The sequence below is a fragment of the Streptomyces aquilus genome (assembly GCF_003955715.1).
GTDB classification, from domain to species: domain Bacteria; phylum Actinomycetota; class Actinomycetes; order Streptomycetales; family Streptomycetaceae; genus Streptomyces; species Streptomyces aquilus.
Map to the genome: position 1 here is coordinate 5,465,246 of NZ_CP034463.1, position 14,952 is coordinate 5,480,197.

15 protein-coding genes are annotated in these 14,952 nt (G+C 72.5%); 8 read left to right on the forward strand and 7 right to left on the reverse strand.

Annotation, left to right across the window (positions count from 1 at the left end; all coding sequences use genetic code 11):
* Positions 1-101: 101 nt before the first annotated feature.
* From EJC51_RS25040 to paaA, 5 genes are read right to left on the reverse strand one after another with little or no spacing between them, the layout of a single operon-like run.
* Complete coding sequence (locus tag EJC51_RS25040; RefSeq protein ID WP_126273124.1) at positions 102-1,160, reverse strand: 2Fe-2S iron-sulfur cluster-binding protein; 1,059 nt, start codon at positions 1,158-1,160, stop codon at positions 102-104.
* Positions 1,160-1,681, reverse strand: a complete 522-nt coding sequence (gene paaD, locus EJC51_RS25045; protein WP_126273125.1) for a 1,2-phenylacetyl-CoA epoxidase subunit PaaD — start codon at positions 1,679-1,681, stop codon at positions 1,160-1,162. The genes EJC51_RS25040 and paaD overlap by 1 nt, the downstream gene beginning before the upstream one ends.
* Positions 1,675-2,409 (reverse strand): 1,2-phenylacetyl-CoA epoxidase subunit PaaC, encoded by a 735-nt coding sequence (paaC, locus tag EJC51_RS25050; RefSeq protein ID WP_126273126.1) that lies wholly within the window; start codon positions 2,407-2,409, stop codon positions 1,675-1,677. Before paaC ends, paaD begins: the two co-directional genes overlap by 7 nt.
* Positions 2,406-2,693, reverse strand: a complete 288-nt coding sequence (gene paaB / locus EJC51_RS25055) for a 1,2-phenylacetyl-CoA epoxidase subunit PaaB (protein WP_126273127.1) — start codon at positions 2,691-2,693, stop codon at positions 2,406-2,408. The genes paaC and paaB overlap by 4 nt, the downstream gene beginning before the upstream one ends.
* Entirely contained in the window at positions 2,690-3,676 is a 987-nt protein-coding gene (paaA, locus tag EJC51_RS25060) for a 1,2-phenylacetyl-CoA epoxidase subunit PaaA (RefSeq protein ID WP_126273128.1), read from the reverse strand. The genes paaB and paaA overlap by 4 nt, the downstream gene beginning before the upstream one ends.
* A 187-nt stretch (positions 3,677-3,863) precedes the next feature.
* On the opposite strand from paaA, the gene EJC51_RS25065 reads away from it, so the two are divergent.
* From EJC51_RS25065 to EJC51_RS25075, 3 genes are read left to right on the forward strand one after another with little or no spacing between them, the layout of a single operon-like run.
* A complete protein-coding gene (locus EJC51_RS25065) occupies positions 3,864-4,622 on the forward strand; it encodes a DUF5819 family protein (RefSeq protein ID WP_126273129.1) in 759 nt (252 codons plus the stop codon).
* Positions 4,619-5,815, forward strand: a complete 1,197-nt coding sequence (locus tag EJC51_RS25070; protein ID WP_126273130.1) for an HTTM domain-containing protein — start codon at positions 4,619-4,621, stop codon at positions 5,813-5,815. The genes EJC51_RS25065 and EJC51_RS25070 overlap by 4 nt, the downstream gene beginning before the upstream one ends.
* Positions 5,812-6,582 (forward strand): TrmH family RNA methyltransferase, encoded by a 771-nt coding sequence (locus EJC51_RS25075; protein WP_126273131.1) that lies wholly within the window; start codon positions 5,812-5,814, stop codon positions 6,580-6,582. Before EJC51_RS25070 ends, EJC51_RS25075 begins: the two co-directional genes overlap by 4 nt.
* A 7-nt stretch (positions 6,583-6,589) precedes the next feature.
* Here EJC51_RS25075 and paaN read toward each other — a convergent pair whose 3' ends face one another.
* Positions 6,590-8,281 (reverse strand): phenylacetic acid degradation protein PaaN, encoded by a 1,692-nt coding sequence (gene paaN / locus EJC51_RS25080; RefSeq protein WP_126273132.1) that lies wholly within the window; start codon positions 8,279-8,281, stop codon positions 6,590-6,592.
* A 172-nt stretch (positions 8,282-8,453) separates the two neighbouring features.
* On the opposite strand from paaN, the gene EJC51_RS25085 reads away from it, so the two are divergent.
* On the forward strand, positions 8,454-9,971 hold the full coding sequence (locus tag EJC51_RS25085; RefSeq protein WP_126273133.1) for a 3-hydroxyacyl-CoA dehydrogenase: 1,518 nt from the start codon (positions 8,454-8,456) through the stop codon (positions 9,969-9,971).
* Positions 9,968-10,558 carry a TetR/AcrR family transcriptional regulator gene (locus EJC51_RS25090; protein ID WP_126273134.1) on the forward strand — a complete coding sequence of 197 codons (591 nt, stop codon included), beginning with the start codon at positions 9,968-9,970 and terminating at the stop codon, positions 10,556-10,558. Before EJC51_RS25085 ends, EJC51_RS25090 begins: the two co-directional genes overlap by 4 nt.
* Positions 10,559-10,561: 3 nt before the next feature.
* On the opposite strand, the gene EJC51_RS25095 is transcribed toward EJC51_RS25090, so the two are convergent.
* Positions 10,562-11,047 (reverse strand): Lrp/AsnC family transcriptional regulator, encoded by a 486-nt coding sequence (locus EJC51_RS25095; RefSeq protein WP_059194319.1) that lies wholly within the window; start codon positions 11,045-11,047, stop codon positions 10,562-10,564.
* A gap of 190 nt (positions 11,048-11,237) precedes the next feature.
* On the opposite strand from EJC51_RS25095, the gene pdhA reads away from it, so the two are divergent.
* Genes pdhA through EJC51_RS25110 form a run of 3 tightly spaced genes read left to right on the forward strand, consistent with a single transcriptional unit; the run spans position 11,238 to position 14,817 of the window.
* Positions 11,238-12,368, forward strand: a complete 1,131-nt coding sequence (gene pdhA / locus EJC51_RS25100; protein WP_126273135.1) for a pyruvate dehydrogenase (acetyl-transferring) E1 component subunit alpha — start codon at positions 11,238-11,240, stop codon at positions 12,366-12,368.
* Positions 12,365-13,369 (forward strand): alpha-ketoacid dehydrogenase subunit beta, encoded by a 1,005-nt coding sequence (locus tag EJC51_RS25105; protein ID WP_126273136.1) that lies wholly within the window; start codon positions 12,365-12,367, stop codon positions 13,367-13,369. The genes pdhA and EJC51_RS25105 overlap by 4 nt, the downstream gene beginning before the upstream one ends.
* Positions 13,369-14,817 (forward strand): dihydrolipoamide acetyltransferase family protein, encoded by a 1,449-nt coding sequence (locus tag EJC51_RS25110; RefSeq protein ID WP_126273137.1) that lies wholly within the window; start codon positions 13,369-13,371, stop codon positions 14,815-14,817. The genes EJC51_RS25105 and EJC51_RS25110 overlap by 1 nt, the downstream gene beginning before the upstream one ends.
* The last annotated feature ends 135 nt before the right edge of the window (positions 14,818-14,952 follow it).

The window sequence follows — 14,952 nt, forward strand, 5'->3', positions numbered from 1 at the left end:
CCGTGGACAGCGTGGACCGGGCCGCCGAGCTGATCTGACGGACCGTCAAGATAGAACAGGTTCTAGAAGAAGGGAACGGCGTGGGGCCGCTCGCCTGACGGCTACCGGTCGAAGTCCAGTTCCACCTTCTCCGTCGCCGGGTGCGACTGGCATGCCAGCACATAGCCGGCCTCCGTCTCTTCCGGCTCCAGGGCGAAGTTGCGGTCCATGCGGACCTCGCCGGAGACGAGGAAGGCGCGGCAGGTGCCGCAGACCCCGCCCTTGCAGGCGTAGGGGGCGTCGGGGCGGTTGCGCAGGACCGTCTCCAGGAGGGACTCGCCGTCCTGGACGGGCCAGGTGCCGCCGCGGCCGTCGAGCCGGGCGGTGACCGTGCTGTGCGCGGGCGCCGGGGCCGTCGGGGCGGTGGGGGTGCCCGCGTCGACGTGGAAGATCTCCTCGTGGATACGGGTGCGGGCGACGCCGAGCTCCTTGAGGGCCCGCTCCGCGCCCTGCACCAGGCCGAACGGCCCGCACAGGAACCAGCCCGCCACCTCCGCCACCGGCAGCAGCGCGGGCAGCAGCCCGGTCAGCCGCTCCCGGTCGAGCCGCCCGGACGGCAGGCCCGCCTGCTGCTCCTCCCGGGACAGCACGGTCACCAGGTGCAGCCGCTCGGGGTAGCGGTCCTTCAGGTCGGCGACCTCGTCCAGGAACATCGTCGAGGCGGCCGTACGGTCGCTGCGGATCAGGCAGAAGCGGGCGGCCGGTTCACGGGCCAGCAGCGTCGAGACGATCGACAGCACCGGCGTGATGCCGCTGCCGCCGACGATCGCCGCGTAGAGCCCGGGCGCGGGGGCCAGGGTGAAGCGGCCCGCCGGGGTCATCACCTCCACCTCGTCGCCGACGTTGATCTCCTTCAGCGCGTACGTCGAGAACGCCCCGCCCTCCACCAGCCGTACGCCGACCCGGAGTTGACGGGGAGCCTCGCCGTGCGGGGCGGGGGAGCAGATGGAGTACGTGCGGCGGATCTCCGTGCCGTCGGCTCTGCGGCGCAGGGCGAGGTGCTGGCCCGGGGCGTGGCGGTACTCCTCGGCGAGTTCCGGCGGCACGGTGAAGGTGAGGGCCACGGAGTCGTCGGTCAGCCGGTCGACCGCCGCCACCGGGAGCGCGTGGAAGCGGGCCATCACAACTCCTTGAAGTGGTCGAACGGTTCACGGCAGGCCAGGCAGCGGCGCAGCGCCTTGCACGCGGTGGAGGAGAAACGGCTGAGCAGTTCGGTGTCGGCGGAGCCGCAGTGCGGGCAGTGCACGGGGGGCGCGCTGAGGGTGCGGGTGGCGCCCAGGGCCAGGGGGACCGGCCCCGTGGTCCGCTGCACGCGCGGGGGTGCTATGCCGAACTCCTGGAGTTTGCGGCGGCCTTCGGGCGTGATGTCGTCCGTCGACCAGGCGGGCGTGAGCACCGTGCGGACGGTGACGTCCCGGACGCCGTGGGCGTGCAGGGCCCGCTCTATGTCGAGGGACATCGCCTCGATGGCGGGGCAGCCGGTGTACGTCGGGGTCAGTTCGACCTCGACGGTGTCGGTGCCGTGGGCGCGCACCGCGCGGACGACGCCGAGCTCCTGGAGGGTGAGCACGGGCAGTTCGGGGTCGGGGACCGCACCGGCGATCTCCAGGAGTTCCGCCTCCAGCGGGGTCGTGGTCACCATGACGCCCCCGGGTGGCTGCGGTGCAGATGCTGCATCTCGGCGAGCATGCGTCCGAACGGCTCGGTGTGCAGGCCCTGTCGGCCCGCTCCGGCCGTCCACGCGCCCGTGCGCGGCCCTTCGGGGACCGTGAGCGTGGCACGGTCGAGGACGGCCGTCACGGACGCCAGCCAGGCCGCCTCCAGGGCCGTCCCGTCCACGTCGAGGCCCGCCACCGGCTGGAACATCTCCCCGGTGAACCGCCACAGCGCCCCGCACGCCCGCCGCATCCGCTCCCGGCTCTCGTCGGTGCCGTCGCCCAGCCGCAGGGTCCACTGCTCGGCGTGGTCGCGGTGGTAGGCGACCTCCTTGACGGCCTTCGCGGCGAGCGGCGCGAACGGGCCCTGTCCGGCGGCCAGTTCGGCGTAGAGCAGGTGCTGGTAGGTGGAGAAGTACAGCTGGCGGGCGATGGTGTGGGCGAAGTCGCCGTTCGGCTGCTCGACCAGCTGGAGGTTGCGGAAGGCGCGCTCCTCGCGCAGATACGCCAGCTCGTCCTCGTCGCCGACCATCGACAGCAGCACCCGGGCCTGGCCGAGCAGGTCCAGGGCGATGTTGGCGAGGGCGACCTCCTCCTCCAGCACGGGCGCGTGGCCGGCCCATTCGCCGAGGCGGTGGGAGAGCACCAGGGCGTCGTCGCCGAGGGCCAGGGCGGCGGCGTGCGCGGTCGCGTCGAGGGTCACGTCGGCGGTCACAGGTGCTTCACCCCCTCCGGGATCTCGTAGAACGTGGGATGGCGGTACGGCTTGTCGCCGGCCGGTTCGAAGAACGGGTCCTTCTCGTCCGGGGAGGACGCGGTGATCGCGGCCGACGGGACGACCCAGATCGAGACGCCCTCACCGCGCCGCGTGTACAGGTCGCGGGCGTTGCGCAGGGCGAGTTCCGCGTCCGGGGCGTGCAGGCTGCCGGCGTGGGTGTGGGAGAGGCCCCGGCGCGAGCGCACGAAGACCTCCCACAGGGGCCAGTCGGTGTTCGTCATGCCTGCTGCTCTCCTGTCCCGTTGCCGTGCTTGGCCGCGTGGGCCGCTGCCGCCTCCCGCACCCAGGCGCCCTCCTCGTGAGCGCGCCTGCGCTGGGTGATCCGCTGTTCGTTGCAGGGGCCGTTGCCCTTGAGGACGTCCCAGAACTCGGTCCAGTCGATCGGGCCGAAGTCGTGCTGTCCCCGTTCCTCGTTCCACTTCAGGTCCGGGTCGGGGAGGGTCAGGCCGAGGGACTCGGCCTGCGGGACGCAGATGTCGACGAAGCGCTGGCGCAGCTCGTCGTTGGAGTGCCGCTTGATCTTCCAGGCCATCGACTGCGCGGAGTGCGAGGACTCGTCGTCGGGCGGGCCGAACATCATCAGCGACGGCCACCACCAGCGGTCCACCGCGTCCTGCGCCATCGCGTGCTGCTCGGGGGTGCCCTTGCTGAGGGCCAGCAGCAGCTCGTACCCCTGGCGCTGGTGGAAGGACTCCTCCTTGCAGATACGCACCATCGCGCGCGCGTACGGGCCGTAGGAGCAGCGGCACAGGGGGACCTGGTTGGTGATCGCGGCGCCGTCCACCAGCCAGCCGATCGCGCCGACGTCCGCCCAGGTCAGGGTCGGGTAGTTGAAGATCGAGGAGTACTTCTGGCGGCCGGAGTGGAGCTTGTCGAGGAGCTCGTCGCGGCCGGTGCCGAGGGTTTCGGCGGCGCTGTAGAGGTACAGGCCGTGGCCCGCCTCGTCCTGGACCTTGGCCATCAGGATGGCCTTGCGGCGCAGGCTGGGCGCCCGCGTGATCCAGTTCGCCTCCGGCTGCATGCCGATGATCTCGGAATGGGCGTGCTGGGCGATCTGGCGGACGAGCGTGGCGCGGTAGGCGTCCGGCATCCAGTCGCGCGGCTCGATGCGCTCGTCGGCGGCCACGGCGGCGTCGAAGGCACGCTCGTACGCGTCCTGACCGGCGGTGTCCGTCCTGTCGTACGCCTGTGCTGCTGTTGCCATGTGGCCCCCTCGACCCCGGCCCTGTCCGGAGCAAGCTCCCGACCGATCGTTCGGTTCGTCGCATCCATGGTGTGCCGGGGCGCCGTAAGGTGTCAACCGCTGTGGATAACCTGCCGGGGTCCCTGTGCACGACAGGGGCCGAGTGACAGGCCGCAGACACGGTCCGGACATCGGGAAACGGGGCGGAATGGACGCGTACGACACAGGCGCGGAGGCCCGGCGCGGGGCCGACGAGCCGCGTGCCCCCGAGCCTGCTCCCCCGCTGCCGCCGCCCGCCCCGCCCGCACCCGCCGACCCCCGCACGGGCGTCGCCGCGCTGTCCCTGCGGTACCAGATCGGGGCCGCGCTGGCCCTCGCGATCGTCGCGGTCACCGTCTGTGTGCACCTCGGGATGACCTTCCTGCACGTCGCGCCCGCGAACGCGGTCACCAAGCAGCACGGCAGGGCGATCGAGGACTGGGTCTACCCGGAGTTCGAGCAGAACTGGAAGCTGTTCGCGCCCAACCCGCTCCAGCAGAACATCGCCGTACAGGTGCGTGCCCAGGTCCTGACCGCGGACGGGACCGTCCGCACCACGGGCTGGTACGACCTGTCGGCCGAGGACGGCCGGGCCATCGACGGCAATCTGCTGCCCAGCCACACCCAGCAGAACGAGCTGCGCCGGGCCTGGGACTTCTTCACCGCCACGCACGGCACCGACAACCGGCCGGTCGGGCTGCGCGGCGCGCTGTCGGAGACGTATCTGCGCCGGATCGTGGTGATGCGGCTCGACCGGGACGACGCGGCGGGGTCCGGCGGGAGCGTCGAACGGGTGCAGGTGCGGTCCGTGTCCACCAACGTACGGCCGCCCGACTGGAGCCAGGAGCAGGTCTCCGACAAGCCCGCCTACCGGGAGCTGCCCTGGTGGGCGGTCAGCCCGGCCGACCGCGTGGGAGGCGCACGGTGAACCGGTTCTCCCTCGCGGTCTCCCGGGCCATCGCCCGCATCACCGAGTCGGCGCTCGGCCCGTACCAGGCCGCCGTGGTCCGTATCGGCTTCAGCGCGACCTGGCTGCTCTTCCTGCTGCGCGAGCTGCCGCACCGCCAGGAGCTGTACGGTCCCGACGGCCCGTGGAGCTGGGACCTCGCCGAACAGCTGATCGCGGGCAACGGCGCGTTCACCGCGCTGATGTGGTCCGACGGACGATTCTGGTTCGAGCTCGTCTACGGCCTCGCCGTCCTGTCCAGCGCCTTGCTGCTGCTGGGCTGGCGCACCCGCACGATGTCCGTGCTCTTCATGGTCGGGGTGCTCTCGCTGCAGAACCGCAGCATCTTCATGGGCGACGGCGGCGACAACGTCCTGCACCTGATGTGCATCTACCTGGTGTTCACGCGGTGCGGCCAGGTGTGGTCGCTGGACGCGCGCAGGGCACGCGCGCGTGGGGAGCGGGTTCCGGACCGGGTCGGGCCCGTGCTGTGGGTGGTGCTCGGACTGGTGCTGATCGCGGCGACGGGCGCGGGCCGGCTCTTCGAGGGCGACCCGTTCGTGCCCACACTGCTGTGGGCGGTGTGGCTGTCCCTGGGCGTGTGGTGGGCGGTCGGACGGCCGGCGCGCACCGACCAGCCGCGCATCCTGCTGGACGTCGTCACCAACATCGTGCACAACGGCGCCCTGCTCGTGATCATGGCCGAGGCCTGTCTGATCTACGCGACGGCCGGCTGGTACAAGATCCAGGGCTCGCGCTGGCAGGACGGCACCGCCGTCTACTACCCGCTGCACCTCGACTACTTCTCCCCCTGGCCCGGCCTCGCCGACACGCTGTCCGCCAGCTCCACCATGGTGCTGCTCATCACCTACGGCACCGTCGCCGTGCAGGTCGCCTTCCCGTTCACGCTGTTCAACCGGCGGGTCAAGAACGTCCTGCTGGCGGCCATGATGACCGAGCACGCCGTGATCGCCGTCGTCCTCGGGCTGCCGTTCTTCTCGCTGGCGATGATCGCCGCCGACGCGGTGTTCCTGCCGACGCCGTTCCTGCGCCGGCTGGGCGGCTGGGCGGCACGCGCGCGTGGGCGGCTCACGGCCGGGCGGGGCCGTACGACGCTGCCGCAGCCCCGCGCCCCCGAGAGCGCCGAGGAGACGCACGTAGGCTTCACGGCATGACCGACCCCGCCGATCCCGCCGCCCCCGCCGGTCCGGTGGCCGTCTGGCACCGGCTCGCCGACTTCGCCGTCCTGCTCGACGGCTTCCACGCCCTCAAGCACGCGCTGCGCTTCGGAGCCGAGGTCCCGGTGGCGGTCACCACCGACCGCGCGGCCACGCTCGCCCTCGCCGACGAGCTGGCCCCCGACGTGCGCGAGACGCTGGACGCCCTGCTGACGGAGGTCGCGCCGGGGACGTACGAGAAGCTCGTGCCGCGCCCGCATCCGACGGGGGTGGCCGCCCTGGCGGTACGACCGCCCCGCGCGGCGAACCTGGAGGTGCTGGCGCGCGTGCCCCGCCCCGCCCCCGTGGTGGTCCTCGACAACCCGCGCAACCTCGGCAACGCGGGGGCCGTGATCCGGCTGGCGGCGGGATTCGGGGCGACCGGTGTCGTCACCACGGGCACGCTCGACCCCTGGCACCCGACCGTCGTGCGCGGGGGCGCGGGGCTGCACTTCGCGACCGCGGTGGAGCGGGTGACGGTCGAGGAGCTGCCCGCGGGGCCGCTGTACGCCCTCGACCCGGAGGGCGACGACATCCGGGGCGTGAAGCTCCCGGACGACGCCGTCCTCGCGTTCGGCTCCGAGCGCAGCGGGCTGTCCGCCGAGCTACGCGCGCGTGCCGACCATCTGGTGGCGCTGCCGATGAGGCCCCAGGTCTCCAGCTACAACCTCGCGACGAGCGTGGGGATGACGCTGTACCACTGGAGCCTCACGGCGGACTTCTAGGGCGGCTCTACGCCTCCCGGCGTACTTCGACGACCCGGAAGCGGTTGGCGACGAACGCGCCGTCCGTGAGGGCCGCGTTGGCCGCCGGGTTGCCGCCCGAGCCGTGGAAGTCGGAGAACGCGGCCGTCTGGTTGACGTACACCCCGCCCGTGAGGTTCAGCGACAGCTGCGCCGCCTCGTCGAAGCAGACTTCCTGGACCGCGCGCTCGACCTCGTCGTCGGTCGTGTACGCGCCGACCGTCATCGCGCCCTTCTCGCGGATCGTGCGCCGCAGCAGCTTCACCGCGTCCGCCGACGAGTCGACCGCCACGGCGAAGGAGACCGGGCCGAAGCACTCGCTCATGTAGGCGGCCTCGTCGTCCGGCTTGGCGCCGTCCAGCTTGACGATGACCGGCGTGCGCACGACCGCGTCCGGGAACTCCGGGTTGGTGATCTCCCGGGAGGCCAGGGCGACCTCGCCGAGCCCGGCCGCGGCCTCCAGGCGGGCCTTGACGTCCGGGTTGACGATCGCGCCCAGCAGGGCGTTCGCCCGGGCGTCGTCGCCGAGCAGGCCGTCGACCGAGCGGGCCAGGTCGGCGGCGACCTCGTCGAAGGTCTTGGGGCCCTCGTCGGTGCGGATGCCGTCGCGCGGGACGAGGAAGTTCTGCGGGGTGGTGCACATCTGGCCGCTGTACAGGGACAGCGAGAACGCCAGGTTGGAGAGCATGCCCTTGTAGTTCGCCGTGGAGTCGATCAGCACGGTGTTGACGCCGGCCTTCTCCGTGTAGACCTGCGCCTGGCGGGCGTTGGCCTCCAGCCAGTCGCCGAACGACGTCGAGCCGGTGTAGTCGATGATCCGGATCTCCGGGCGCGTGGCGAGGGTCTTGGCGATGCCCTCACCCGGCTGCTCGGCGGCCAGCGCCACCAGGTTCGGGTTGAAGCCGGCCCCGGCCAGCACCTCGCGGGCCACCTGGACCGTGAGCGCGAGCGGCAGCACCGCGCGCGGGTGGGGCTTGACCAGGACCGCGTTGCCGGTGGCCAGGGAGGCGAACAGGCCCGGGTAGCCGTTCCACGTCGGGAAGGTGTTGCAGCCGATCATCAGGGCGATCCCGCGCGGGACCGGCGTGAACTGCTTGGTCAGGGCGAGGGGGTCGCGCTTGCCCTGGGGCTTGGACCACTCCGCGGTGTCGGGGGTGCGGACCTGCTCCACGTACGCGTACGCCACCGCCTCCAGGCCGCGGTCCTGCGCGTGCGGGCCGCCCGCCTGGAACGCCATCATGAAGGCCTGGCCGGAGGTGTGCATGACCGCGTGCGCGAACTCGTGCGTCCGGTCGCTGATGCGCTTGAGGATCTCCAGGCAGACCACCGCGCGGATCTCCGCGCCGGCCTCCCGCCAGGCCTTCTGGCCCGCCTTCATGGCGGGCAGCAGCACGTCCACGTCCGCGTGCGGGTACTCGACGCCCAACTCCGGGCCGTACGGCGACACTTCGCCGGAGACCCAGCCGTCCGTGCCGGGCTGGCCGAGGTCGAGGCGGGTGCCGAGGAGGGCGTCGAAGGCCGCCTTGCCCGCCGCCGCGTCCAGGCTGCCGTTCTCGCCGTAGGCCTTCGGGTGCTCGGGGTGCGGGGACCAGTACGCGCGCGTGCGGATCGCTTCCAGCGCCTGGTCGAGAGTGGGCCGGTGCTGGGCGATCAGCTCGTGGGCGGTCAGTTCGGCGGCCATGCGGGACCAACTCCTCGTCTGGAGAACTCTGCGTCGAGCTCATGACCTGGGCACAACCATGGTCGGAACCATGGGCAGGAACGGCCAGTCAGAGTTAGAGTAACCGAACGATCGGTCGGGACAAGGGGGTCCGCCGCATCTGTGGAAAACCCCGTGCGGGAGGATCGCGCACATGACAGCACTCGACCTCAGCAGCCCCGTGGCCGTCGTCGGCGCCGGCACCATGGGCCAGGGCATCGCCCAGGTCGCGTTGGTCGCCGGCCACCCCGTACGGCTGTACGACACCGCCCCCGGGCGTGCCCAGGACGCGGCCGACGCGATCGGCGCCCGCCTCGACCGGCTCGTCGAGAAGGACCGCCTCACCGGCGCCGACCGGGACACGGCACGCGCGCGTCTGACGGCCGCCGGCACGCTCGCCGACCTCGCCGACTGCTCCCTGGTGGTCGAGGCCGTCCTGGAGCGGCTGGACGTCAAGCAGGAGCTGTTCCGGGAGCTGGAGGACGTGGTCGGCGAGGACTGTCTGCTCGCCACCAACACCTCGTCCCTGTCGGTCACCGCGATCGGCGGCGCCCTGCGCAACCCCGGCCGCCTGGTGGGCCTGCACTTCTTCAACCCGGCCCCGCTGCTGCCGCTCGTCGAGGTCGTCTCCGGGTTCGCCACCGACGTCACCTCGGCCACGCGCGCGTACGAGACGGCACGCGCGTGGGGCAAGACGCCGGTCGCCTGCGCCGACACCCCCGGCTTCATCGTCAACCGCATCGCCCGGCCCTTCTACGCCGAGGCGTTCGCGGTCTACGAGGCCCAGGGCGCCGACCCCGCCACCATCGACGCGGTCCTGCGCGAGTCCGGCGGCTTCAAGATGGGCGCGTTCGAGCTGACGGACCTCATCGGGCAGGACGTCAACGAGTCCGTCACGCACTCGGTCTGGGAGTCCTTCTTCCGGGACGTCCGCTTCACGCCCTCGCTCGCCCAGCGCCGCCTGGTCGAGTCGGGCCGCCTCGGCCGCAAGAGCGGACACGGCTGGTACGACCACGGCCCCGACGCCGAGCCCGCCGAGCCGCACACCGCGGAACCCTCCCAGCCGCCCGCCCACGTCACCGCCGAGGGCGACCTGGGCCCCGCGTCCGAGCTGCTCGCCCTGATCCGCGAGGCGGGCATCCAGGTCCGCGAGGACGAGGAGGACCACGGCACGCGGCTGGTGCTGCCGAGCGGCGGCCAGCTGGCGCTCGCGGACGGGCAGACGTCGGTGGAGTTCCGGGACGTGGTCTATTTCGACCTCGCCCTCGACTACCGCCGCGCCACCCGCATCGCCCTGTCCGCCTCCCAGGACACCGCCCCGCAGACCCTCGCCGAGGCCATCGGCCTCTTCCAGGCGCTCGGCAAGGACGTCAGCGTCATCGGCGACGTCCCCGGCATGATCGTCGCCCGCACGGTCGCCCGGATCGTCGACCTCGCGCACGACGCCGTGGCCAAGGGCGTGGCCACGGAGGAGGACATCGACACGGCGATGCGGCTCGGGGTCAACTACCCCCTGGGCCCCTTCGAATGGAGCCGCCGGCTGGGCCGCAACTGGGCCTACGCGCTCCTCGACGACCTGCACCTGCGCGACCCCTCCGGGCGGTACGCCCCGTCCCTCGCGCTGTACCGCCACGCGTACGCCACCGACAAGAGGGAGGGCAGTACGTCATGACCACCGCCAAGCGGGACACGTACACCCCCGAGACGCTGCTGTCCGTCGCCGTGCAGGTCTTCAACGAGCGCGGCTACGACGGCACCTCCATGGAGCACCTCTCCAAGGCCGCCGGGATCTCCAAGTCCTCGATCTACCACCACGTGGCGGGCAAGGAGGAGCTGCTGCGGCGGGCCGTCAGCCGTGCGCTGGACGGCCTGTTCGGCATCCTCGACGAGGAGCACGCGCGCGTGGGGCACGCCGCCGAGCGCCTGGAGTACGTGGTCCGGCGCATGGTCGAGGTCCTCATCGCCGAACTCCCCTACGTCACCCTGCTGCTGCGCGTCCGCGGCAACACCGGCACCGAGCGCTGGGCCCTGGAACGCCGCCGCGACTTCGACCACCGCGTCGCCGAACTGCTGAAGGCCGCGGCCGCCGAGGGGGACGTACGCGGCGACGTGGAGGTACGCCTCGCGACCCGGCTCGTCTTCGGGATGATCAACTCCATCGTGGAGTGGTACCGGCCGGACGGGCGCGGGATGAACGAGCGCGAGGTGGCGGACGCGGTGGCGCAGCTGGTGTTCGGGGGACTGCGCAGGTCCGGCTGACGCTCAGCCCTGCGGCTCCAGGTCCTCCTCCTCGAAGACCAGGAGCGTGCGCGTGCTCAGTACCTCCGGGATGGCCTGGAGGCGGGTGAGGACCAGCTCGCGCAGGGATCTGTTGTCCGGCGTGTGCACCAGCAGCAGGACGTCGAAGTCGCCGCCGACCAGGGCGATGTGGGAGGCGCCGGGGAGCTGGCGGAGTTGTTCGCGGACCGTGCGCCAGGTGTTCTGGACGATCTTCAGGGTGATGTACGCCGAGGTGCCCTGGCCTGCCCGTTCGTGGTCGACGCGGGCCCCGAAGCCGCGGATGACGCCGTCCTCGATGAGGCGGTTGATCCGCGCGTAGGCGTTGGCGCGGGAGACGTGGACGCGCTCGGCGACGGACCTTATCGAGGCGCGGCCGTCGACCTGGAGCATCTGGAGGATGTCCTGATCGATGGCGTCGAGAGGACGCGGGGGTGGCAGCGGGACGCCGCCCTCCGGTCCTTCGGCCATTTGTTCAGGTGCCATGTCCCCCCGCCTCCCTACCATGGACGTACTGCGTTCATTGCAGGCTGTGGAGAACCGTTTGTCCACAGCCTGAGGGTGCCTGTAGCCAAAATGTGCCGACGACCGAACAATCGGTAGGTGAGGCGCATCACAAGCCGTGACGCGTCTGAAGCCGCTCCCACGAGGAGGTGCCGTCATGACGGTCATGGAGCAGCGGGGCGCGTACCGGCCATCGCCGCCGCCCGCCTGGCAGCCCCGCACCGACCCCGCGCCGCTGCTGCCGGACGCGGAGCCGTACCGCGTCCTCGGCACCGAGGCCGCCGCCAAGGCCGACCCCGGCCTGCTGCGCCGCCTCTACGCCGAACTGGTGCGCGGCCGTCGGTACAACGCGCAGGCGACCGCCCTCACCAAGCAGGGCCGCCTCGCCGTCTACCCCTCCAGCACCGGCCAGGAGGCCTGCGAGGTCGCCGCCGCACTGGTCCTCCAGGACCGTGACTGGCTCTTCCCCAGCTACCGCGACACCCTCGCCGCCGTCGCCCGGGGCCTCGACCCCGTCGAGGCACTGACGCTGCTGCGCGGCGACTGGCACACCGGCTACGACCCGCACGAGCACCGGATCGCCCCCCTGTGCACCCCGCTGGCCACCCAGCTCCCGCACGCCGTGGGCCTCGCCCACGCCGCCCGCCTCAAGGGCGACGACGTGGTCGCGCTCGCCATGGTCGGCGACGGCGGCACCAGCGAGGGCGACTTCCACGAGGCCCTGAACTTCGCCGCCGTCTGGCAGGCGCCGGTCGTCTTCCTCGTCCAGAACAACGGCTTCGCCATCTCCGTTCCGCTCGCCAAGCAGACCGCGGCCCCGTCGCTGGCCCACAAGGCCGTCGGCTACGGCATGCCCGGCCGGCTGGTGGACGGCAACGACGCGGCGGCCGTGCACGAGGTCCTCGCCGACGCCGTGCGGCACGCGCGCGCGGGCGGCGGCCCCACCCTCGTCGAGGCCATCACGTACCGCGTGGAGGCCCACACCAACGCCGACGACGCGACCCGCTACCGCGGCGACGCCGAGGTCGACGCCTGGCGCGACCACGACCCGATCAAGCTCCTCGAACACGAACTCACCACGCGCGGACTCCTCGACGACGCCGGCATCCAGGCCGCCCGCGATGCCGCCGAGACCATGGCCGCCGACCTGCGCGAGCGCATGAACCAGGACCCGGTCCTCGACCCCATGGACCTGTTCGCCCACGTCTACGCCGAACCCACCCCGCAACTGCTGGAGCAGCGCGCCCAGTTGCAGGCCGAGCTGGAAGCCGAGGGGGAGACTCCATGACCACCGTCGCGGTGAAGCCCGCCACCATGGCGCAGGCCCTCACGCGCGCGATGCGCGACGCGATGGCCGCCGACCCCACCGTCCACGTCATGGGCGAGGACGTCGGCACCCTCGGCGGCGTCTTCCGCGTCACCGACGGCCTCGCCAAGGAGTTCGGCGAGGACCGCGTCACCGACACCCCGCTCGCCGAGGCCGGCATCCTCGGCACCGCCGTGGGCATGGCGATGTACGGGCTGCGCCCGGTCGTGGAGATGCAGTTCGACGCCTTCGCCTACCCGGCGTTCGAGCAGCTGATCAGCCATGTGGCCCGCATGCGCAACCGCACGCGCGGCACCATGCCGCTCCCGATCACCGTCCGCGTCCCCTACGGCGGCGGCATCGGCGGCGTCGAGCACCACAGCGACTCCTCCGAGGCGTACTACCTGGCGACCCCGGGACTCCATGTCGTCACTCCCGCCACCGTCGCCGACGCCTACGGCCTGCTGCGGGCCGCGATCGCCTCCGACGACCCGGTCGTCTTCCTCGAACCCAAGCGCCTGTACTGGTCGAAGGACTCCTGGAACCCCGACGAGCCGCAGAGCGTTGAACCGATAGGCCGCGCGGTGGTGCGGCGCTCGGGCCGGAGCGCCACGCTCATCACGTACGGGCCGTCCGTACCCGTCTGCCTCGAAGCCGCCGAGGCGGCCCGGGCCGAGGGGTGGGACCTCGAAGTCGTCGACCTGCGCTCCCTGGTGCCGTTCGACGACGAGACGGTCTGCGCCTCGGTACGGCGGACCGGACGCGCGGTCGTCGTACACGAGTCGGGCGGGTTCGGCGGCCCGGGCGGGGAGATCGCGGCCCGTGTCACGGAGCGCTGCTTCCATCATCTGGAGGCACCGGTCCTGCGCGTGGCCGGGTTCGACATCCCCTACCCGCCGCCGATGCTGGAGCGTCACCACCTGCCCGGCGTGGACCGGATCCTGGACGCCGTGGGGCGTCTTCAGTGGGAGGCCGAGAGCTGATGGCACAGGTGCTGGAGTTCAAGCTCCCCGACCTCGGGGAGGGACTCACCGAGGCGGAGATCGTCCGCTGGCTGGTGGAGGTCGGTGACGTCGTCGCCGTCGACCAGCCGGTCGTCGAGGTCGAGACCGCCAAGGCGCTGGTCGACGTGCCCTGCCCCTACGGCGGTGTCGTCACGGCCCGCTTCGGCGAGGAGGGCACGGAACTGCCCGTGGGCGCGCCGCTGATCACCGTCGCGGTGGGGGCGCCCGCCGACGCCGCTCCCGCCGAGGACACGGGCGCGAAGACCGAGGGCTCCGGGAACGTGCTGGTGGGATACGGCACTTCGGAGGCACCGGCACGGCGCAGAAGGGTGCGTCCGGCGCAGCCACCGGCCGGGGGCGCGGCGAACGGCACGGGCGCGCCCAAGGCCCCTGCCGCGGACGAGGTGCCTGCCGCGCGTGAGGTGCCCGCCACGCGTGAAGTGCCTGCCGCGCGCGAGGTGCCGGAAGGGCCCGTGCCGGTCATCTCGCCCCTCGTGCGCCGCCTCGCCCGCGAGAACGGCCTGGATCTGAGGGAGTTGACCGGCTCCGGCCCCGAGGGGCTGATCCTTCGGGCGGACGTGGAGTACGCGCTGCGGGCGGCCACGGCCCAGGGGCGCCCCGCCGCCCAGTCGGCGGCCACGTCCCACGGCGTCGCTCCCCGGCCGGCGACCACGCCGGCCGTCACGCCCGCTCCGGAACCGACGCCCACCCCGACCGCCTCCACCGGTCCCGTCGCCGGAGGCATCCGCACCCCCCTCAAGGGCATCCGGGGTGCCGTCGCCGACAAGCTCTCCCGCAGTCGGCGCGAGATCCCCGACGCCACCTGCTGGGTCGACGCCGACGCGACCGAACTCATGCGTGCGCGTGCGGCGATGAACGCCGCCGGGGGACCGAAGATCTCCCTGCTCGCCCTGCTGGCCCGCATCTGCACGGCGGCCCTGGCCCGCTACCCTGAGCTCAACTCCACCGTCGACATGGCGGCGAGGGAGGTCGTCCAGCTCGACCAGGTCCACATCGGCTTCGCGGCGCAGACCGAGCGCGGGCTCGTTGTGCCGGTCGTCCGGGACGCCCACGCGCGGGACGCGGAGTCGCTGACCGCGGAGTTCGCCCGGCTGACCGAGGCGGCCCGCACCGGCACCCTCACCCCCGGCGAACTCACCGGCGGGACCTTCACGTTGAACAACTACGGCGTCTTCGGCGTCGACGGCTCCACGCCGATCATCAACCACCCCGAGGCCGCGATGCTCGGCGTCGGCCGCATCGTCCCCAAGCCGTGGGTGCATGAGGGCGAGCTGGCGGTCCGGCAGGTCGTCCAGCTGTCGCTCACCTTCGACCACCGCGTCTGCGACGGCGGCACGGCGGGCGGCTTCCTGCGGTACGTGGCGGACTGCGTCGAACAACCGGCGGTGCTGCTGCGCACGTTGTGAGGGCCGCGGTGCTGCTGCGCACGCTGTGAACACCGCGGTGCAACCGGGCGCTGGTGAGGGTCGCGGCCCCGCCGCGCACCCTCTGCCGGCCGAGTGGTGGCGCCGCGGGCCTTGCGATGAGGTCAGTGCTGCCGC